Source organism: Stenotrophomonas sp. 89682_Sma (assembly GCF_056481405.1).
In genome coordinates this window covers 3,234,724-3,253,860 of record NZ_CM151147.1, presented here as the reverse complement: position 1 = coordinate 3,253,860, position 19,137 = coordinate 3,234,724, and the positions used below count along the sequence as shown (strand labels likewise).

24 protein-coding genes, 3 tRNA genes and 1 pseudogene are annotated in these 19,137 nt (G+C 66.4%); 14 read left to right on the top strand and 14 right to left on the bottom strand.

Annotated features, from left to right (window positions below; genetic code table 11):
• The first annotated feature begins 89 nt into the window (after positions 1-89).
• The 7 genes from ACZK29_RS15160 to ACZK29_RS15130 all read left to right on the top strand — a co-directional run bounded on the left by ACZK29_RS15160 (position 90) and on the right by ACZK29_RS15130 (position 5,030).
• Positions 90-1,085: a phenylalanine--tRNA ligase subunit alpha gene (locus ACZK29_RS15160; protein WP_005417865.1), complete on the top strand. Its 996-nt coding sequence runs from the start codon at positions 90-92 to the stop codon at positions 1,083-1,085.
• A gap of 83 nt (positions 1,086-1,168) precedes the next feature.
• Positions 1,169-3,565, top strand: coding sequence for a phenylalanine--tRNA ligase subunit beta (gene pheT / locus ACZK29_RS15155; protein ID WP_459047153.1), 2,397 nt, complete (start codon positions 1,169-1,171; stop codon positions 3,563-3,565).
• Between the two features lie 27 nt (positions 3,566-3,592).
• A complete protein-coding gene (locus ACZK29_RS15150) occupies positions 3,593-3,892 on the top strand; it encodes an integration host factor subunit alpha (RefSeq protein ID WP_005410432.1) in 300 nt (99 codons plus the stop codon).
• Positions 3,873-4,229 carry a MerR family transcriptional regulator gene (locus tag ACZK29_RS15145; protein WP_005410431.1) on the top strand — a complete coding sequence of 119 codons (357 nt, stop codon included), beginning with the start codon at positions 3,873-3,875 and terminating at the stop codon, positions 4,227-4,229. Before ACZK29_RS15150 ends, ACZK29_RS15145 begins: the two co-directional genes overlap by 20 nt.
• 68 nt (positions 4,230-4,297) lie before the next feature.
• Positions 4,298-4,374, top strand: a tRNA-Pro gene (locus ACZK29_RS15140).
• Positions 4,375-4,491: 117 nt separating this feature from the next.
• Positions 4,492-4,692: a hypothetical protein gene (locus ACZK29_RS15135; protein WP_014037933.1), complete on the top strand. Its 201-nt coding sequence runs from the start codon at positions 4,492-4,494 to the stop codon at positions 4,690-4,692.
• A complete protein-coding gene (locus ACZK29_RS15130; protein WP_049430374.1) occupies positions 4,689-5,030 on the top strand; it encodes a low molecular weight protein tyrosine phosphatase family protein in 342 nt (113 codons plus the stop codon). Before ACZK29_RS15135 ends, ACZK29_RS15130 begins: the two co-directional genes overlap by 4 nt.
• Here ACZK29_RS15130 and ACZK29_RS15125 read toward each other — a convergent pair.
• Together ACZK29_RS15125 and ACZK29_RS15120 are read right to left on the bottom strand one after the other, a co-directional pair.
• Positions 5,018-5,173 (bottom strand): annotated as a pseudogene (locus tag ACZK29_RS15125) (GNAT family N-acetyltransferase); the annotation flags it as partial. The gene ACZK29_RS15130 and the pseudogene ACZK29_RS15125 overlap by 13 nt on opposite strands.
• Before the next feature lie 38 nt (positions 5,174-5,211).
• Positions 5,212-5,721, bottom strand: coding sequence for a DUF3011 domain-containing protein (locus tag ACZK29_RS15120; RefSeq protein ID WP_099551918.1), 510 nt, complete (start codon positions 5,719-5,721; stop codon positions 5,212-5,214).
• A gap of 240 nt (positions 5,722-5,961) precedes the next feature.
• Between ACZK29_RS15120 and ACZK29_RS15115 the strand changes: the two genes are divergently transcribed.
• Positions 5,962-6,357, top strand: coding sequence for a hypothetical protein (locus ACZK29_RS15115; protein ID WP_049430370.1), 396 nt, complete (start codon positions 5,962-5,964; stop codon positions 6,355-6,357).
• Between the two features lie 24 nt (positions 6,358-6,381).
• On the opposite strand, the gene ACZK29_RS15110 is transcribed toward ACZK29_RS15115, so the two are convergent.
• Positions 6,382-7,074, bottom strand: a complete 693-nt coding sequence (locus tag ACZK29_RS15110; RefSeq protein WP_478447094.1) for an aspartate/glutamate racemase family protein — start codon at positions 7,072-7,074, stop codon at positions 6,382-6,384.
• Positions 7,075-7,224: 150 nt separating this feature from the next.
• On the opposite strand from ACZK29_RS15110, the gene ACZK29_RS15105 reads away from it, so the two are divergent.
• The 3 genes from ACZK29_RS15105 (at position 7,225) to ACZK29_RS15095 (ending at position 8,864) form a co-directional block, all read left to right on the top strand.
• The gene (locus tag ACZK29_RS15105; RefSeq protein ID WP_164146826.1) at positions 7,225-7,857 is read left to right on the top strand and encodes a cation transporter; all 633 of its coding nucleotides are present in this window, start codon (positions 7,225-7,227) and stop codon (positions 7,855-7,857) included.
• A 97-nt stretch (positions 7,858-7,954) separates the two neighbouring features.
• Complete coding sequence (locus ACZK29_RS15100; protein ID WP_164146825.1) at positions 7,955-8,596, top strand: LysE family translocator; 642 nt, start codon at positions 7,955-7,957, stop codon at positions 8,594-8,596.
• A 94-nt stretch (positions 8,597-8,690) separates the two neighbouring features.
• A complete protein-coding gene (locus tag ACZK29_RS15095; RefSeq protein ID WP_049430366.1) occupies positions 8,691-8,864 on the top strand; it encodes a DUF1328 domain-containing protein in 174 nt (57 codons plus the stop codon).
• Between the two features lie 24 nt (positions 8,865-8,888).
• Here ACZK29_RS15095 and ACZK29_RS15090 read toward each other — a convergent pair whose 3' ends face one another.
• From ACZK29_RS15090 to ACZK29_RS15075, 4 genes are all read right to left on the bottom strand, one after another.
• Positions 8,889-9,221, bottom strand: coding sequence for an SMR family transporter (locus ACZK29_RS15090; protein WP_478446211.1), 333 nt, complete (start codon positions 9,219-9,221; stop codon positions 8,889-8,891).
• Positions 9,222-9,234: 13 nt separating this feature from the next.
• Complete coding sequence (locus ACZK29_RS15085; protein ID WP_111204074.1) at positions 9,235-9,807, bottom strand: TetR/AcrR family transcriptional regulator; 573 nt, start codon at positions 9,805-9,807, stop codon at positions 9,235-9,237.
• 88 nt (positions 9,808-9,895) lie between these two features.
• The gene (locus ACZK29_RS15080) at positions 9,896-10,129 is read right to left on the bottom strand and encodes a DUF1653 domain-containing protein (protein WP_005410421.1); all 234 of its coding nucleotides are present in this window, start codon (positions 10,127-10,129) and stop codon (positions 9,896-9,898) included.
• Between the two features lie 12 nt (positions 10,130-10,141).
• Positions 10,142-10,426 carry a hypothetical protein gene (locus ACZK29_RS15075; protein ID WP_111204073.1) on the bottom strand — a complete coding sequence of 95 codons (285 nt, stop codon included), beginning with the start codon at positions 10,424-10,426 and terminating at the stop codon, positions 10,142-10,144.
• Positions 10,427-10,828: 402 nt separating this feature from the next.
• On the opposite strand from ACZK29_RS15075, the gene ACZK29_RS15070 reads away from it, so the two are divergent.
• From ACZK29_RS15070 to ACZK29_RS15060, 3 genes are all read left to right on the top strand, one after another.
• A complete protein-coding gene (locus ACZK29_RS15070; protein WP_010486505.1) occupies positions 10,829-11,035 on the top strand; it encodes a hypothetical protein in 207 nt (68 codons plus the stop codon).
• Between the two features lie 132 nt (positions 11,036-11,167).
• Positions 11,168-11,731 carry a DUF3011 domain-containing protein gene (locus tag ACZK29_RS15065; protein ID WP_010486507.1) on the top strand — a complete coding sequence of 188 codons (564 nt, stop codon included), beginning with the start codon at positions 11,168-11,170 and terminating at the stop codon, positions 11,729-11,731.
• Positions 11,732-11,898: 167 nt separating this feature from the next.
• Positions 11,899-12,102: a hypothetical protein gene (locus ACZK29_RS15060; RefSeq protein WP_005417823.1), complete on the top strand. Its 204-nt coding sequence runs from the start codon at positions 11,899-11,901 to the stop codon at positions 12,100-12,102.
• 169 nt (positions 12,103-12,271) lie between these two features.
• On the opposite strand, the gene dxs is transcribed toward ACZK29_RS15060, so the two are convergent.
• The 7 genes from dxs to ACZK29_RS15025 form a co-directional block, all read right to left on the bottom strand.
• A complete protein-coding gene (gene dxs, locus ACZK29_RS15055; RefSeq protein ID WP_111204085.1) occupies positions 12,272-14,179 on the bottom strand; it encodes a 1-deoxy-D-xylulose-5-phosphate synthase in 1,908 nt (635 codons plus the stop codon).
• Positions 14,180-14,284: 105 nt separating this feature from the next.
• On the bottom strand, positions 14,285-14,950 hold the full coding sequence (locus ACZK29_RS15050) for an HNH endonuclease (RefSeq protein WP_019336875.1): 666 nt from the start codon (positions 14,948-14,950) through the stop codon (positions 14,285-14,287).
• A 430-nt stretch (positions 14,951-15,380) separates the two neighbouring features.
• Positions 15,381-17,171: an acyl-CoA dehydrogenase C-terminal domain-containing protein gene (locus tag ACZK29_RS15045; RefSeq protein ID WP_478446210.1), complete on the bottom strand. Its 1,791-nt coding sequence runs from the start codon at positions 17,169-17,171 to the stop codon at positions 15,381-15,383.
• Positions 17,172-17,236: 65 nt separating this feature from the next.
• Positions 17,237-17,713 carry an LEA/WHy family protein gene (locus tag ACZK29_RS15040; protein WP_049430351.1) on the bottom strand — a complete coding sequence of 159 codons (477 nt, stop codon included), beginning with the start codon at positions 17,711-17,713 and terminating at the stop codon, positions 17,237-17,239.
• Between the two features lie 169 nt (positions 17,714-17,882).
• Positions 17,883-18,434, bottom strand: a complete 552-nt coding sequence (locus tag ACZK29_RS15035; protein ID WP_106548804.1) for a lipocalin family protein — start codon at positions 18,432-18,434, stop codon at positions 17,883-17,885.
• A 194-nt stretch (positions 18,435-18,628) separates the two neighbouring features.
• A tRNA-Phe gene (locus ACZK29_RS15030) sits at positions 18,629-18,704 on the bottom strand.
• Positions 18,705-18,776: 72 nt separating this feature from the next.
• Positions 18,777-18,852, bottom strand: a tRNA-Phe gene (locus ACZK29_RS15025).
• Positions 18,853-19,137: the final 285 nt, after the last annotated feature.

The following is a 19,137-nucleotide window of genomic DNA, read 5'->3' as shown; positions in this document are numbered from 1 at the left end:
GCCATGGCAGCAGCGCGGGGACGGCGGTGGCGACAGGGGTCGGCCCTTCGCGCATCGCGATGGCAGATCGACTGGAGTTCCGGCCCCCCATGAGCGACATCCAATCCCTCACCACCCAGGCGCTGGCCGATGTGGCCGCCGCACAGAGCCCCGACGTGCTGGAACAGCTGCGCGTGGCCCTGCTTGGCAAGAGTGGCAGCATCACCTCGCAGCTCAAGCAGCTCGGCGCCCTGCCGGCCGACGAGCGCAAGGCCGCCGGTGAAGCGATCAACCAGGCCCGCGATGCGCTGACCCGCGCGCTGGGCGAGCGCAAGGCGCTGCTGGAAGACGCGGCACTGGATGCGCGCCTGGCCGCCGAAGCCATCGACATCACCCTGCCGGGCCGCAATGGCGACCGTGCCGGCCTGCACCCGATCACCCGCACCCTGGAACGCATCACCGGCATCTTCGGTCGGCTGGGCTACGAGCTGTCGGAAGGGCCGGAGATCGAGGACGACTGGCACAACTTCGAGGCGCTGAACTTCCCGCCGCACCACCCGGCGCGCGCCATGCACGACACCTTCTACTTCGGCGACGGCCGCCTGCTGCGTACGCATACCTCCGGTGTGCAGGTACGCTACATGGGCGACCACGCGCCGCCGCTGCGCATGATCGCCGCCGGCAAGGTGTACCGCAGCGACAGCGACCAGACCCACTCGCCGATGTTCCACCAGGTCGAAGGCCTGCTGGTCGACGAGCATTCGACCTTCGCCGACCTGAAGGGCACGCTGGCCGAGTTCGTGCGCGCATTCTTCGAGCGCGACTTCGAGATGCGTTTCCGTCCCAGCTACTTCCCGTTCGTTGAACCGGGCGCGGAAGTGGACATCGCCTGGCAGCAGCCCGATGGCAGCACCCGCTGGCTGGAAGTGCTCGGCTGCGGCATGGTGCATCCGAACGTGCTGCGCAACGTCGGCATCGATCCGGAGCGCTACACCGGCTTTGCCTTCGGCATGGGCGTGGAGCGTTTCGCGATGCTGCGCTACGGCGTCAATGACCTGCGCGCGTTCTTCGAGAACGATGTGCGGTTCCTGAAGCAGTTCGCGTAATGCACTAGGTAGCGCCGGGCCATGCCCGGCGGACTCAACAACGCAGGCCCAGGCGCATGCGCCGGGCCCACCAGGGTGACACCATGAAATTCTCCGAAAACTGGCTGCGCAGCCACGTCCCGACCTCCGCCCCGCGCGATGAACTGAGCGCGGTGCTGACCGCCATCGGCCTGGAAGTGGAAGAGGTGACCGCACTTGGCGAAGGCCTCGACCACGTGGTCGTGGCACGCATCGTCGATGCCGTGCGCCATCCCGAAGCCGATCGCCTGCAGGTGTGCAAGGTCGATGCCGGGCAGGGCGAGCTGCTGCAGATCGTGTGCGGCGCACCGAACGCGCGCCCGGGCCTGGTCGCGCCGCTGGCGATGGTCGGTGCGCAGATCGGCGAGCTGAAGATCAAGCCGGCCAAGCTGCGCGGCGTCGAGTCCAACGGCATGCTGTGCTCGGCCAAGGAGCTGGGCCTGGACAATGATGCATCCGGCCTGCTGGAGCTGCCGGACGATGCGCCCGTCGGCCAGTCCCTGGTCGAGTATCTGGGGCTGCCGGACGCCAGCATCGAGATCAAGCTGACCCCGAACCGCGCCGACTGCTTCAGCCTGCGCGGCATCGCCTACGACGTCGCCGCGGCCACCCGCAGCGAAGTGCTGGATTTCGCCGCCGATGCCATTGCGCCGGTCGGCAGCCGTGAACTGTCGATCCAGCTCGACGCTGGCGCCGAAGCGCCGCGTTACCTGGGCCGCGTCATCGAAGGCGTCAACGCCGCCGCCAAGACCCCGCTGTGGATGGCCGAGCGCCTGCGCCGCAGCGGCGTGCGTCCGGTCTCGCTGCTGGTCGACATCACCCAGTACGTGATGCTGGAGCTGGGCCAGCCGATGCATGCCTACGACCTCGGCACCCTGCAGGGCAGCATCGCCGTGCGCCGTTCGCGTGCGGGCGAGAGCCTGAAGCTGCTGGACGGCCGCGATGCCGCGCTGGACGACAGTTTCCTGGTGGTCACCGATGCCGACCGTGCGGTCGGCCTGGCCGGCCTGATGGGGGGCTTCGACACCCGCGTCACCGATGACACCACTGCGGTGTTCCTGGAGGCCGCGCACTTCGCGCCGGCCGCGATCATGGGCCGTGGCCGCAAGCTGGGCCTGCACACCGATGCCGGTCACCGCTTCGAGCGTGGCGTCGATCCGGCACTGCCGCGCACCGCCATCGAATACGCCACCCGCCTGGTGCTTGACCTGGCCGGCGGTACGCCGGCGCCGGTCACCGAGGCCGTGCGCGCCGATGACCTGCCGCAGCCGGCGACGATCGTACTGCGCCGCGCACGCATCAGCCGCGTGCTGGGCATCACCATCGACGACGCCGAAGTCGAGCGCATCCTGCGCGCGCTGGGCATGGACGTGGCTGCGACGGCCGAGGGCTGGCAGGTCGCCGCGCCGAGCCGTCGCTTCGACATCGCCATTGAAGAAGACCTGATCGAGGAACTGGCCCGCATCCACGGTTACGAGCAGATCCCGACCACGCTGCCGGGCGGTGCCTCGCGCGTGGCGATGCCTAGCGAGACCCAGCTGGACGCGCTGAGCGTTCGTCGCCAGCTGATCGCCCGCGACCAGCAGGAAACCGTCAACTTTGCCTTCGTCGACGACGCGCTGCTGACCCAGTGGCAGCTGCGCGACGGCCTGGTGCCGCTGGCCAACCCGCTGTCGGCCGAACTGGCGGTGATGCGCCCGTCGCTGCTGCCGGGCCTGGTCGCCACCCTCGGCCGCAATGCCGCGCGCCAGCTCGGCCGCGTGCGCCTGTTCGAGATCGGGCGCGTGTTTGCCCAGCAGGCCGGGGACGCGTCGCTCGGCGAAAGCCGGCCCGCACCGCTGGAAACCCCGCGCGTGGCCGCGGCCGTCTGTGGTGATGCGCAGGCGGTGCAGTGGGGCCTGCCGACCCGCAAGGTCGACTTCCACGACCTGAAGGGCGACCTGGAATCGCTGGCTGCTGCCAGTGGCGCGCAGCTGGAGTTCCGTCCCTCGGCCCGTCCCTATGGCCACCCGGCGCGTTCGGCCGAGGTGTTCCGCGATGGCGTGGCGATTGGCTGGATCGGCCAGATCCACCCGCGCCTGGCCAAGGCGATGGACATCGAAGCCGACGTGTACGCCTTCGAACTGGACCTGGAGCCGCTGACCGCCCGTCGCCTGCCGCGTGCAGGCGAGCTGTCGCGCTTCCCGGCAGTGCGCCGCGACCTGGCGTTCCTCGTGCCTGAACAGGTCGCCTGGGCCGACCTGGCGGCGACCGTCCGCCAGGCCGCCGGTCCGCTGCTGCGCGACCTGAACCTGTTCGACCGCTATGTTGGCCAGGGCGTCGAGCCGGGATTCAAGAGTCTCGCTATGGGCTTGATTTTGCAGGACAAGTCGCGCACTCTGACGGACCGCGACGTGGATGCGGTGGTGGCCGAGGCGGTCACTGCCATCGAGCGTGAACACCACGCCCGGATCCGCGGCTGAGCGGGCAGCACTCGGGGGTAGCAGGCAATGGCATTGACCAAGGCGGAGATGGCGGAAAAGCTGTTCGACGAAGTCGGTCTGAACAAGCGGGAAGCCAAGGAATTCGTCGACGCGTTTTTCGATGTGCTGCGTGAAGCATTGGAACAGGGACGTCAGGTGAAGCTGTCGGGCTTCGGTAATTTCGATCTGCGGCGCAAGAACCAGCGCCCGGGTCGCAACCCCAAGACCGGCGAGGAAATTCCGATTTCCGCCCGTACGGTGGTCACCTTCCGTCCGGGCCAGAAGCTCAAGGAGAGGGTGGAAGCTTATGCTGGATCCGGGCAGTAACCGCGAACTACCGCCGATTCCGGCCAAGCGCTACTTCACCATCGGTGAAGTCAGCGAGCTGTGCGACGTCAAGCCGCACGTCCTGCGCTACTGGGAAACCGAGTTTCCCAGCCTTGAGCCGGCCAAGCGCCGAGGCAACCGCCGCTACTACCAGCGCCACGACGTGCTGATGGTTCGGCAGATCCGCAGCCTGCTGTACGAACAGGGCTACACCATCGGTGGTGCACGCCTGCGCCTGGACGGTCCCGATGCCCGCGAGGAATCGGCGCTGAGCAACCAGATCATCAAGCAGGTGCGCATGGAACTGGAAGAAGTGCTGCAGTTGTTGCGCCGCTGATCCCATTTCCATCGTAATCCGCTATACTTCACGGCCCGCCGCACTGGCGGGCACATCGCAGCATCAGTCGGGGCGTAGCGCAGCCTGGTAGCGCATCTGCCTGGGGGGCAGAGGGTCGTCGGTTCGAATCCGGCCGTCCCGACCACTGTGATGAATCAAGAAGCCTGCGCAGCGATGCGTGGGCTTTTTTGTGAGCGCGGTGTATGCTGCGCGCCACTCGTACTACCGCGGCTGCTGAACCCGGTACTCACGAGAACACATCATGGAATCTGCAAGAAACCGTGCCTGGCGTCGCAGCCAGGCTCGCAACCGCGGTGGCGACCGCGCTACGACCGCCTACAGCTACAAGCCCGAGAAGAACTGGAAGCTGCTGTATACGCGCGATGCCAAGCTCGCGCGTGCACGCCAGCTGGGCTTCACCTATCCGGTCCTCAGCGCCCGCCAACTGCAGGAACAGGAATGATCAACCTGCTGTTCGTCTGCAGCCGCAACCAGCTGCGCAGCCCGACCGCCGAAGCCATGTGGCGACGGCGGCCCGGCTTCGCGGCGCTGTCGGCCGGCACCAGCCCACATGCACGACGCCCCATCGGCCCGGCGGATATCCGCTGGGCCGATGTCATCTTCGTGATGGAGGCCAAGCACCAGCATCGCCTGCAGGCCACGTACGCACGCCTGCTGGAGCACAAGCGCCTGCATTGCCTGGACATCCCCGACGACTATCGCTGCATGGATCCGGTGTTGATGGACCTGCTGGACGCCAAGGTGGCCGTGTATCTCGACCAGCTGCCGGCAAAGCGGTAGATCAGCTCCGGATCGCCTTTGTCCAGTCCATGCACGATGCCGTGGTCGATGAAACCGGGTGTGGCGAGCAAGCGTTGCATGCTGGTGCTGGATGCATGGGGCGAAGTGAAGCGCTTGCCGTGGCCCTGCAGCAGGATGGCGTGCGCATGACCAATCGCTGCAGCCAGCGCGCGGCCGGCAGTCAATACACCCGGAACTCGGCCCTGCAGCCATCGCTGACCCAGATGCCGCGACGGTCCCAGCCCCAGTTGTGGTCTTCGATGCAGGTTGTCACCGATTTCTGCTTGACCATGCGCACCTCATGACGCACGCGGATGCGGCATTCCTTGTCCTTCTTTTCGTAGGACTCACAGACCAGGCGTTCACCCTCATCGTCGCGATCACGGCCCCTGCCGCGTCCCGGCCAGCGGCCATGTTCGTCGGCGACAAACTCGGCACGGCAGCCATCGGTCACCCAGAGCATGCGACGGCTCTGGCCCCAGTTCTGGTTTTCCACGCAGCGGGTGACCGATAGTTGCCTGGCCAGGCGCATCGGGCCCTCGATCGGGCATTGCTCGGTCTTGTTGAACTGGGATTCGCAGCGAAGTGCGGGAATGTGCGCTGCGTCGTAATCCTGGGCAGCCACGGTGGTGGCTGCAAGCAGCATGGCCAGGGAGATGCCGCCAATGGGCAGCAGCAGGCGATGGGTCATGGGGGCCTCGTTGAGGGAGCGGGCGGCAAGAATGACCCAGCCCGGGTCCATTGGAACGCTTCGTTCCCGACGTGGCTCAGTGGGGATTTAGTAGTGCGCGCGGGTCCATGCAGAGGCTTACATCCCGTATCATCGCTGCACATCCGATCGCATCGGGTTACACCTTCTTACATGTCTTCCACGCCTGTGGGCGCGGCCTGTGGCGGCCGTCACTGGCGCGCGGCCGGCCTGTGGAGGACGATGCGCGGACCACGACGACCACAGGGGGTTGCGTTGATCAGCAGTATCGTCATTCATCGCTCGGCAGGCGCAGGCGCCGCCGAGGTGCAGGTCCTGGACACCACGTTCAAGGGCAAGCATGTGTTCGTTGCCTGGGGGCTGCGCGGGCCGGAACTGACCCGCAGCGCGGACCCGGCTGCCACTGTGGCTGCGCGCAAGGCGCTGCAGTCCGTGGCAGGGCACAGCGAGGGGCCGCGCAGCCCGGAAGTGTTCATTGCCAACCAGTCGGCGGTGGCGATCACCGTCTATCGCCTGCTCACCGAGGCGCGCTCGGGAGATGGCGTATTTTTCCTCTGCGATTCGCAGGCCGTGGTCGACTGGTTGATCACCGCGCTGGAAGTCCGCGACGCGGGCTGATTCCGCGTCGCGCATTGCAGCGTTTCAGCCGAGTGCTGCATCCACCGCAGCCAGCGCATGCAGGGTGGTGGTGTCGAACAGCGGTACTGCGTTGTCTTCCGGCCGTACCAGCAGCATGATCTCGGTACAGCCCAGGATGATCGCTTCAGCGCCGCGTTCGACCAGGCGCGCGATCACGCCGGCATAGACCTGCCGTGAGTGCTCGCTGACCACGCCGGCAATCAGCTCCTGGTAGATGATGTCGTGCACGCTGCGCCGGTCATCGGCATCGGGCACCAGCACTTCCAGATCGAAGCGTTCCTGCAGCCGGCCGCGGTAGAAGTCCTGCTCCATGGTGAAGGCGGTGCCGAGCAGGCCCACCTTGCGTGCGCCTGCCTGCAGGATCGCGGTCGCGGTCGGATCGGCGATGTGCAGCAGCGGCAGCGTGCAGGCCGCCTCGATGCGATCGGCCAGCTTGTGCATGGTGTTGGTGCACACCAGCAGCAGGTGGGCGCCGCCCGCCTGCAGGCGCCGCGCGCCATCGACCATGTGATCACCCAGGGCGTCCCAGTCGCCGTCGTGCTGCAGCTGCTTGATGCCGGCGAAATCCACCGACCACAGCAGCAGCTGTGCGGAGTGCGCGCCTCCGAGCCGCCGCCGGACCTCCTCATTGATGAGGCGGTAGTACTGGGCCGAACTTTCCCAACTCATGCCGCCGATCAGGCCGAGGGTCTTCATGCGCTGCTCCAGGGAAGAGGCGGCCATTGCAGCACAATGAGGAAGGGCATTGCACAACGCATGGGCGTTGGGCAGGACCGCGGGTGGGGTCTGATCGACCCCGGTGCTGCTGCGGCGCGATAATGTCGCTGGCAATGGGAGGGCAGGGCGATGGGCGAGTGTTGCGGCTGTGGCAAGACCCTGGACGTGGCGGCGATGCAGGCGCGGCACCGGCGCGTGCTGTGGATCGTGCTGCTGGTCAATCTGGCGACCTTTGCGTTGATGGTCGCTGCCGCCGGGTACAGCCATTCGTCCTCGTTGCTGTCCGGCGCCCTGGATAACCTGGGTGACGCGGCGACCTATGCGTTGAGCCTGGCGGTGGTCGGCGCAGGGCTTGTGGCCAAGGCGCGGGTTGCCCTGTTCAAGGGATTGCTGATCCTGGCGGCGGCCCTCGTGGTGGCTGCGCAGATCGGATGGCGGTTGCTGCACCCGGAGGTGCCCCTGTTTGCCAGCATGGGCCTGGCGGCGCTGCTCAACCTGGCCGCCAACGCGGCGTGCCTGTGGTTGCTGACCCCTTATCGCAACGACGACATCAACCTGGCGTCCGCCTGGGAATGCTCGCGCAATGACCTGTATGAGGGCGTGTCGGTGCTTCTGGCCGCGGGCCTGGTAGCGCTGTTCGGTGCGGGCTGGCCGGATCTGCTGGTAGCGGTGGCACTGCTGGTGCTGTTCCTGCGCTCGGCGTTGCGGGTCCTGCGCTCGGCCTGGATGGAACTGCGCAGCGCGCGCCTGCTCACGTCGTGAGTTCGCGTCTGTAACCGTCGCGTCCGCGCCAGGCTGTATGTGACGCATGCCATGGCCACGCTCTAAGCTTGCTGGGTTTTCCTGCGTGGATGTTGAAATGGCCCTGCATACCTGGTGGTGGTTCCTGGCCACGGTGTTTGTCCTGTGTGGCACGCCAGGGCCGAACATGCTGCATATCCTCGGCCGCAGCGTCGGACTCGGCTTCCGCGGCAGTGTGCCGGCGATGGCTGGCTGCCTGCTGGCGATGCTGCTGGTGCTGGCCGCGTCCGCAGCGGGCCTGAGTGCGCTGCTGCATTCCTCGCCGATGCTGTTCGAGGTGCTGCGCTATCTGGGCGTGGCCTATCTGGCCTGGCTGGGCCTGAAGGCATGGCGTGACAGCTGCCGTCCCGCGCCACCGGTGACGGTGGATGCCGCACTGCCGATGACGCCGACGCTTGGTGCCTGGACCGTGTTCCGTGGTGGGCTTCTGGTGGGCCTGAGCAATCCCAAGCTGCTGCTGTTCGCTGCTGCGTTCCTTCCGCAGTTTGTCGATCCGTCGCGCAGCCAGGCGGTGCAGTACAGCGTACTGGTGGCGACCTTCGCCGCCTGCGAACTGTTCTGGTACGTGATGTATGCAGCAGGTGGCCATGGCCTGCGCCGCTGGCTGGCCAAGCCGTTTGCACGACGCTGGTTCGAGCGGCTGGTGGGCAGCGTGTTCCTGGCGTTTGCCGTCGCGCTGCTGCGCTTCCGTCCGCGCTGATTCACGCCGCGCACGCGGCCTGTTCACGACTGCGGCATCGGCCGCAGCCTAAGTTGATCCTTCAGTTTGGAATCCCTGCGGGGAAAGGATCGACATGATCAAGTGGGCCATCATTTTCGCCGTCATCGGCATCATAGCGGGCGTGCTCGGCTTCGGTGGCATTGCCGGTGCCGCGGTCGGCATCGCCAAGTTCCTGTTCTGGGCCGGCATCATCATTGCCGTGGTGTTGTTCCTGCTCGGCATGAGCGTGGCCAAGAAGGTCAGCTAGCGCCGTGGTCGCGCAGCAGTGTGCTCAGTGCGCGCTGCTGCGCGAGAACAGGTTGATCACCAACACGCCGGCGCAGATCAACCCGATGCCGATCAGGGCCGGTGCATCCAGGCGCTGCTTGAACACCACCAGCCCGATCAGCGAGATCAGCACGATGCCGACACCAGACCAGATCGCATAGGCGATGCCGGTCGGCACCGACTTCATGGTCATCGACAGCAGGTAGAAGCACAGCCCGTAGCCGAGCAGTGCACCCAGCGTCGGCGCCAGCCGGCTCATGCCATCGGACGCCTTCAGCAGTGAGGTGGCGATCACCTCCAGCACGATGGCGGCAGCGAGATAGGCATAGGGGTTCATCATCGGCTCCGGTTCACTGCGGGTCGCACAGCTTCAGCGCCTGCTCGGCCATCGCCACTGCGTTGATGCGCTCGTCTTCGTCCAGCGGGCGCCCATAGGCGGTCGCCCAGTAGCCATCGGCGGCGCAGCGCGCGGCATACAGCCGTGGGTCGCCGGCTTCGCCAGGGAACTCGGCCAGCATCGCGCGCTTCCAGTTGCGCCAGTGCGCAAGCAGGCCCGGTTCCATCAGGTTGCCCAAGGTCAGGCCGATGTCGTTGTCCTGCTCCTGCTGCAGCAGATGCTCGAAGTTGGCCTGCACATAGGCGCGGCTGAAACGGCCATGGCCTTCGGGGTTTTCCTGCAGCAGGGCGCGCACGCGCGCTTCGAATTCTCCAATCAGCGCTCCGATGGCTTCATCCACCAGCACCTGCTTGCTACTGAAATGATGGAACAACGCACCCTTGCTGACACCGGCGGCCTGCGCGACGTCCTGCACGGTCAGCGCGGCCAGGCCGTTACGGCCGATCACTTCAATGGTGGCCTGCAGCAGTGACTGGCGCACGCTGTCGGGCGCCTTGCGGCGCGAGCGGGAGGGGGATGCGGACATGGCGGGAGGAAACCGACTGGACGGTACGATTGTAGCGCAGGCCCGCTGTGTTGCCGCGCGCTGCCGGCCTGGACCGGCAGCGGAAGCGTCATGCGTCGACCCGGGCGAAACGCGGTTGCGGTCCGTGCTCGCCGGGCACCTGCTCGACGAACATGGCGTACGGCCGTACCCACAGGCCGCCTTCGCCATACAACGCGCGGTACAGCACCATCGGCTGCAGGGTCTCGCTGCTGCGGACGATGTCCAGCACTTCGTACTCGCCGCCTTTGAAGTGGCGGTAGCGGCCCGGGGCCAGGGTGGGCAGCGGACTCAGCTCAGCCATGGTGGGCACGACTCACTTGCGCGCCGGGCTGGCCGGCTTTGCGCAATAGGCGTCGATTGCTTCGGCGGTATTGGCCAGGCCCTGTGCCTGCGCCAGTTCCCACGGGCGTTCGCAACGCTGGCTGTGCTCGCACCACTGATAGCCGGCCGAACCGATGCAGCCATGCGCATCGCGATCACCGCCGACCACCGGCGTGGCCGGCGACGTGGCTGTCGCTTCGGCGTGCGTGGGTGCCTTGTCCGGGCTGGCGCAGGCGGCCAGGACCAGTAGCGCGGGAATCAGAAGAAGGGATTTCATCGGCGAAGCTCCGTGCCTAAAGCAACAGTGTCGGCCGCAGGGAAAACGGCAGCAAGTGCTCAGTGCAGGGCGGCGCGGATCAGTTCCTCGATCAGCACCAGATAGCTGGCCACGAAATAGAACTTCAGCAACGTCCAACGCTGCTGCGAGAAGAAGGTGCGCATGTGGAAGGGGCCCCTGTTGATGACGGTAGTGTGAAGCTCTGCCAACTCCGTGACAAGGGTCACGAAAGGGATTCACTAAACGGCCTCAGGGATGTGAGGGCGGGGCGGTCTGACAGTGTGGCGCGGCATTTTCGTACAAATCTGATGGGCCATCCCGGAGGTGCTCGCTAGCCTGATGGTGTACCGGCACTCAGGGCCTTCCGCTGCCGGCGTGCCTTCATTCCGCAGGAGTCTTCCAATGGTCATTACCGTTCAATGCAACGCCCGGCACTGGTCCGTGCTGGATCCGCAGGCACATGACGCAACCCGTTATGCACGGGGTGCCGAGGCTTTCGATGTCGCTGCGGCGCGGGCCTTGGAGCACCACCGCCGTACCGGCCAGCGCAGCACGGTACGGGTCGAGGCGCTCGGCAATTCGGTGGACGCACTCCACGTCGGAAGTTGACACCACGGGCCGAGGCGCAGTCAGCCACGGTTGAGTTGTTTGAATGGGGAAAAAACCGCCGTGGGGCGCCCCCCTGTGCGCCGCGCCACGAATCCCGGATGCTTGCGTCATCGTATTCATCCGGAGACTCCGATGGGCAAGGCACTCACCTGGCGCACCCTGGCCTGCACCCTGCTGCCAATGCTGGCGGCCGCAGGCGGCGCGCAGGCGCAGAGCTATGGCTACGGGTATGACGACGATCGCTATGGCGGTCGTGATGGCGGCGGCATCGTACGCTGCGAATCGATCAAGAACCGCAGCAATGAATGCCGCCTGGAAGGCCGTGCCCGGATGATCCGTCAGTTGTCGGGCTCGCCGTGCGTGGAAGGCGAGACCTGGGGGCAATCGCGCTATGGTGTCTGGGTCACCCAGGGCTGTCGTGCCGAGTTCGTTGGCGAGTACCGCCGCGGCGGTGGCTGGGGTGGTGGCCATGGCAACGGCTGGGGTAATGGTGGCAATGGCTGGGGTGGGGGGGAGGTGATCACCTGCCATTCCAACGGCCACCGCCAGGAGTACTGCGACGCCCGCATCCGCCGTGGTGTGCGCCTGGTCCGCCAGGATTCACGCAGCGCCTGCATCGAGGGCCAGACCTGGGGCTGGGACCGCCGTGGCATCTGGGTCAGCGACGGCTGCCGGGCGCAATTCCAGGTGAATTGAGCGCGCGCCTCGAAAATCAGAATAATCTGATACAGCTCACATTTTGAACGTCGTATCTTCTGCGATCAGGGCACCTCTGCGTGCCCCTGATCCGCCGCGATGAAGTCTGCCGTAACCGGCACGCCCATCCCGCCACCGTCGATACGCTGCCTCAAGGAGTGAGCTGCATGTTGATCCGCCTGCAATGCGAGCAACGCCAATGGCGCGTGCTGCACCCGGACCGGCCGGAACCGATTGAATTCCGCGATGGTGCCCGGGCCTACGATTTCGCTGAAACCCTTGCTCGCCTCCACTTCGTCGACACCGGGCAGCGCGCGGCGGTGAGGGTGGAGGCCAGCGGCGCATTCGTGGAAGCGGTCAGCTACGGCTGAGTGCGGGGAGCTTCTTCGCAAGGTCCGCCTCGCGGAGCCCGTCATCCACGCATGGCGTGGATCTACCGGGTGTGGCATCTACGCATGGCGTGGTTGTACCCGCCCGGGTATGGATGCGTGTCTCCGGTAGATCCACGCCTTGCGTGGATCCACCGTCTGCTAGGCTGCTTCAGCCCGCCGCGCTCAGCGGCGGGGTGCCCGCGGCCAGCTGCGGCCAACGCTTGAGCACGGCCGCACGGATGCCCGCTGCGTCGATGCCGGCTTCGGCCAGCAGGTCCTCGCGGCTGGCGTGGTGCTGGTAGCTGTCGGGGAGGCCCAGATGCAGGATCGGGCGCAGCACGCCCTCGGCATTGAGCAGCTCACCGACGCCGGAGCCGGCGCCACCGGCCACCACGTTGTCTTCAATCGTCACCAGTCCCTCGTGCTGGGCGGCGACAGCCAGCACCAGCTCGCGGTCCAGCGGCTTGATGAAACGCATGTTGACCACGCTCAGGCCCAGCTCGCGGCCAACCTGTTCGGCGGCGGCCACGGTGCTGCCGAAGGCGAGCAGGGCGATACGACTGCCCTGCAGGCGCAGCTCGCCCTTGCCGATCGGCAGGGTGGACAGGTCGGTGCCAGCGGCGACGCCGGTGCCGGTGCCGCGCGGATAGCGCACGGCAGCCGGGCCCGGGTGCTGCAGGCCGGTGCTGAGCATCTGCCGGCATTCGGCTTCATTGGATGGCGCCATGACCACCATGTTCGGCACGCAGCGCAGGAAGCTCAGGTCGAGGTTGCCGGCGTGGGTCGCACCGTCCGGGCCGACCACGCCGGCGCGGTCGATCGCGAACAGCACGTCCAGGTCCTGAATGGCCACGTCATGCACCAGCTGGTCGTACGCGCGCTGCAGGAAGGTCGAATAGATCGCCACCACTGGCTTGCCACCCTGGGTTGCCATGCCGGCGGCGAGCGTGACCGCGTGCTGTTCGGCAATCGCCACGTCGAAGTAGCGCTGCGGGTATTCCTTGCTGAATCGCACCAGGCCGGAGCCTTCGCGCATCGCCGGGGTGATGCCGTACAGGCGCGGCTCGGCTGCGGCGGCATCGCACAGCCAGTCGCTGAACACGTCGGTGTAGGTGGGCTTCTTGGCGCCGGCCTTGGCCACCAGGCCCTTGTCCGGATCGAACGGGCCGACGGCGTGGTAACCGATCTGGTCGCCCTCGGCCGGCTCGTAGCCCTTGCCCTTGGTGGTCATCACGTGCAGCAGCTTCGGGCCCTTGGAGGCACGCAGCGTCTTCAGCGTGGACAGCAGGGCCGGCATGTCGTGGCCGTCGATCGGGCCGGTGTAATGGAAGCCCATTTCCTCGAACATCGTGGACGGCACGAACATGCCCTTCCAGTGCTCTTCCCAGCGCTTCACGAAGCGTGCCGGGTTGTTCTTCTTGTCGCCGAGGATCTTCTTGCCGCCTTCGCGCAGCGCGTTGAGCGTGCGGCTGCCGGTGGCACGGCCGAGCATCTTGGTCAGGCCGCCGACCGCCTCGGAGATCGACATGTTGTTGTCGTTGAGGATCACCAGCAGGTTCGGTTCCGGGTCCATGCCGCCGGCGTGCATCAGCGCTTCGAAGGCCATGCCGGCGGTCATCGCGCCGTCACCGATCACCGCCACGATCTTGCGATCGTCGCCTTCGGACTGGCGCGCGATGGCCATGCCGAGTGCGGCCGAGATCGAGGTGGAGGAGTGGCCGACGCCAAAGGTGTCGTACTCGCTTTCCTCGCGCTTCGGGAACGGCGCGACGCCGTCCTTCTGCTTGACGGTATGGATCTCGTCGCGACGGCCGGTGAGGATCTTGTGCGGGTAGGTCTGGTGACCCACGTCCCAGACCAGCTGGTCGTGCGGGGTCTGGTACAGGTAGTGCAGTGCCACGGTGAGTTCGATCACGCCCAGGCCGGCGGCGAAGTGGCCACCGCTCTTGCCCACCGATTCGATGAGGTAGGCGCGCAGTTCGTCGGCGACCGCCCTCATTTCGGATTCGTCGAACGTGCGCAGGTCATCCGGTGTCTGGATGCGCGCGAGGCGGGGATAGCGGGCAGAGTCGATCATCATGTTCGCACTTGTTCTGAACGCCCATTTTCGCCCTCAAACGGGGGTGGGGCAAGCAAACGCCGCCGCCCGTGACAGGACGGTGAGGGTTGCATTTTCGGCGATTCAGGTGCTCAGTTTTGACCGCTTCGGCAATTGCGCCTTCAGGAAGGCCATCTGGTCGGCCAGGATGTTGCGGTTGGACAGGATCAGGTGCTCGATCCAGCTGGGCCGGTAGGGCACCGCCAGCAGTGGCATTCCGGCCTGCTGCGGGGTGCGGTCGCTCTTGCGCGAGTTGCAGTGGAAGCAGGCGGTGACCACGTTTTCCCAGCAGTCCAGGCCGCCCTTGGACAAGGGCATGACGTGGTCGCGGGTGAGCGTGGGGCGGTTGAACTGCTGGCCGCAGTACATGCACAGGTGGGCGTCGCGGGCGAACAGGGCCGGGTTGGTCAGGTTCGGCGTCGGGTCGATCGCGCGGGAGCGGGCGTGGCCGCGCGCGGCGATGATCGGGTGCAGGTCCATCCCGCTCTGCAGGCCGCTGAAGCGGTTGGTGCCGCCATGGATGTGCAGGCAGGGATCGCCGAGTGTCCAGGCGACGGCTTCGCGGGCGTAGAGGCACGCCGCGTCCTGCCAGGTGATCCAGTCCAGTACGCGTCCGTGGGCGTCAAGCGAGAGCAGCCGGACGGAACCGGGTCGATGCAGCGTCGTGGCGTTGGGCGATGCTTCGGCGCCCGGAGCAGAAAAGGGAGCTCCGGCTTCGATCAGACCCAAGCGTGTAGTGTCTGTCTCCATCGGGAGAACAGCTTATACCTGAATGTTGACGATTTGTGTATCGCCTGTGGGCGATACGCAAATCGCAACGATTCAGGTCCGCGCATTCCGCATCCCAGCCCGCCGATGGCGGGTTGGGATGCCCACGCATTCCTCCTATCCCCTGCGCCGTCGGCGCGCCCCCCTTAACAAAGGGGGGCTTTTCCCCAGATGGATTTCGGTGGTTTTCATCCACGCATGGCATGGATCCACTGGCCACCGGAGATCTGTCGAAGGCGGGGTGGGTCCGGTTGCGGGGGCGTGAGCCGCATGGATGCGGCGATCGAGGCTACAGGGACGTACTTGCGCCGTCCCCCGCAATCGGACCCACCCTGCCATCCCGCAGGAAGCCAGCTGTTGCTGTTGCTTTGGCTCCAGCCTTGGCTTCTGCGGGTGCCGGGCGCAGCCCGGCTCAGGCGCCGAAGCGCTCGTCGTCCATCGCCATCAGCGAGGCGGCACCGGCCTGGATCGCGGCGGCGTGGCTGAGCGTGCGCGGCAGCACGCGGGCGAAGTAGAACCGTGCGGTCTCGCGCTTGCCCTGGGCGAAGGCGGCGCCGTGCGCGCTGGCATCGGCGGCGGCCACGCTGCGGGCCCACCAGTAGGCCAGTACCACGTAGCCCGAATAGAACAGGTAGTCGTAGCTGGCCGCACCCAGTTCGTCTGGATTGCCGGCCGCGCGCTGCAGCACGTCCATCGTCAGCTTGCCCCATTCGGCAGCCTTGGCGCGCAGCGGGCCGATGAACTCGGCCAGCGCTTCGTTGCCCTCGTGTTCCTTGGCGAAGGCTTCGATCTCGGCCAGCATCAGCTTCAGGCCGGCGCCCTGGCTGGACGCGGTCTTGCGGCCGATCAGGTCCAGTGCCTGGATGCCGGTGGTGCCTTCATACAGCGTGGTGATGCGGGCGTCGCGCGCCAGCTGCTCCATGCCGTGCTCGCGGATGTAGCCGTGGCCACCGAAGCACTGCAGGGCGTTGTAGGTGTTCTCGATACCCCACTCGGTCTGGCAGGCCTTGGAGATCGGGGTGAGGAAGCTCACCAGGGTGTCGGCGCGCTCGCGCTCGGCGGCGTCCTCGGCGTGGTGGGCGACATCGATCAGGGTGGCGGCGTGCAGGGCCAGCAGGCGGCTGCCCTCGACCAGCGACTTCACCGTCAGCAGCATGCGGCGCACATCCGGGTGGACCAGGATCGGGTCGGCCGGCTTGTCCGGGAACTTGGCGCCGCTGAGGGCGCGCGACTGCAGGCGTTCACGGCTGTACTTCAGCGCGTTCTGGTAGGCGCGCTCGGAGAGGCCGATGCCCTGCAGGCCGACACCCAGGCGTGCGGTGTTCATCATGGTGAACATCGCCTGCAGGCCCTTGTGCGGCTGGCCGACCAGGTAGCCTTGTGCGCCATCGAAGTTCATCACGCAGGTGACCGAGCCCTTGATGCCCATCTTGTGCTCGATCGAACCGCAGCGCAGCGCGTTGCGCTCGCCGACGTTGCCGTCGCGGTCGACCTTGAACTTGGGAGTGACGAACAGCGAGATGCCCTTGGCGCCCGGAGGGGCGTCGGGCAGCTTGGCCAGCACCAGGTGCACGATGTTGCCGGTCAGGTCGTGCTCGCCGGCGGTGATGAAGATCTTGGTGCCGGTGATCGAATAGCTGCCGTCGGCGTTCGGCTCGGCCTTGGTCTTGAGCAGGCCCAGGTCGGTGCCGCAGTGCGGCTCGGTCAGGCACATGGTGCCGGTCCAGCGGCCCTCGATCAGCGGCTTGAGGAAGGCCTCGTGCTGCCAGGCCTCGCCGTGCTGCTTCAGTGCTTCGATGGCGCCGTGCGAGAGCAGCGGGAAGTTGCCCCACGCCAGGTTGGCGGCGTTGATCATTTCGTTGAGCGGCACGCCCAGGGTGTGCGGCAGGCCCTGGCCACCCAGTTCCGGCGAGGCGGTCAGGCCGGTCCAGCCGCCATCGACGAACTGGTCGTAGGCCTGCTTGAAGCCGGGCGGGGTGGTCACTTCACCGGTGGCCTGGTCGAGCACGCAGCCGATCTCATCGCCAACGCTGTTGAGCGGGGCCAGCACGGTGGCGCTGAAACGGCCGGCTTCTTCCAGCACGGCATCGACCACGTCGGCGGTGGCGTCGGTGAAGCCCAGGCGGGCGAACAGGGGTTCGACCTTGAGCACGTCGTGCAGGGCGAAACGGAGGTCGGAAAGCGGGGCGGTGTAGCTGCTCATCGGTACGTCTCGATTTGATCAGGGCAGGGGAGAGCGGCGCCAAGCGCCGCGACGGAGGGTGGGAATCAGCGCAGCACGCCCGGCAGGCCCGGGGCCTGGTTGAGGGTGCTGCGGCTGCTGATATCGAAGCTGCGCTGCTTCTTTTCCTGCGGCGTGGCCGCGACTGTTCCCTTCAGGCCATAGGCCAGGGTGCGGTTGCCGGCCAGTGCATCGGCCACCACCAGGCGTGCGGCCGAACTGGGTACCAGGTCGACGTTGATGACGTCGGCCGAGGTGCCGCCGATGGAAATGCCCGGCTTGGCCTGCAGGGTGCCGGCGTCGCTGTCGCCGACGGTCAGCGCCAGCGAGACATCGTCGAAGGTCATCGGCATCGAGCTGAAGTTCTGCAGGCGCAGGGCCACGGTCCAGTTGCCGTCGGCGCGCACGGTCAGCTGCTGCAGGCTGGCCGCCGGTTCCGAAACACGCTTGACGATGCCGTTGCCACAGGCGGCAAGGGCGAGGGTACTCAGGACGATCAAGGCGATACGGAAACGGTGGAGCATGGGCGCAGGTCCTCTGGAGGCGGTGCGTTGGAATAAGCATACTACGGCGTATGGTCGTTTGGATCGCCTGTGGCGACCCGTCGCAGAGGGTAGCGCGTGAAGATGGCGGCTGGGCGTGCGCAGCGCTGGATCTTCGGGCGAACTGTGCGCGTGCGGATTGAATTGCAGTTCAATCGGCAGGCGTATCGCGAAGCGGGGCCATCAGGCGCAACGGGCCCAGGTCGTAGCCCATGGCTTCGGCTTTTTCTTTCAACTGTTCGAACCGGGCGCGCTCCATTTCCGGCAGGCGCGAGAGAATCCACAGGTATTTCCGGCCCGGTTCACCAACCAGCGCCCACTGGTAGTCCGGGTCCAGCGCCAGCACCCAGTAGTCGGCCCAGACCAGCGGCACCCAGCTCAGCCAGTCCGGAACGAAGCGCACCTGCAGCTGGCCGGGATGGCCGGCCACCGGGCGTGCCACGCCTTCAGCGACCACGCGTTCGCCGTCGCCGTTGCGGCAGGCATTGGTGACACTGATGCGGCCATCGCGGCGCAGCCCGTAGTTGGCGGTGATCTCGCCGACGCATTGCTTCTGGAACGACACCGGCAGGTGCGCGATCTCGTGCCATTGGCCTGCGTAGCGATCGATGTCCAGACTGTCGACCGCCCGCAATGGCTCGGCGGCGATCACCGGGGCGGCGGCCAACAGCAGGCAGGCGAGCAGGGTGGGGCGCAGTTGCATCGGCAGGCTCCGGCAGGAATCTGCAGCGTAGGTGCCGCGCCGGGTACCGGTGTAAATGTTTCGTCAACCAAACGGCGGTGGCCTGGCATGGATCGACGCCATGGAAGGGGCCAGCGCCAGGTAGATCCACGCCATGCGTGGATGGCAGGTCGCAGGCAAAAAAAAAGACCTGCATTTCTGCAGGTCTCTGAAGATGGTGGCCGAAGACGGAATCGAACCGCCGACACGGGGATTTTCAATCCCCTGCTCTACCAACTGAGCTACTCGGCCAAATTGTGTGGCGACCGCGGTGAATGCGGTTTCCGGAAAAAAAAGACCCGCATTTCTGCAGGCCTTCGAAAGTGGTGGCCGAAGACGGAATCGAACCGCCGACACGGGGATTTTCAATCCCCTGCTCTACCAACTGAGCTACTCGGCCACATGTTTCGTAGCAGCGAGGTCGCTGCCAAGGAGGCGTATATTACGGAGGTCGGCAGTCTTCGGCAAGCGTTTTGCCAAGAATTCTTCACATTGCCGTCTGCGCGCCTGCAAGTACTTGATCCGCCGTCGCGGTGCAGGGCGGGAAGGGCCTGGAATCGATCCGGGCGCCCCGGCGCGATCCTGATCATCCCCTGTGGCGGAAATCAGCAGGCCGCGGTGATCGGCAATGCCGCAACGGCAAGGCCTTTGTCGGTGCCGCGTCTGGGCGGGCGATGGAACGCTG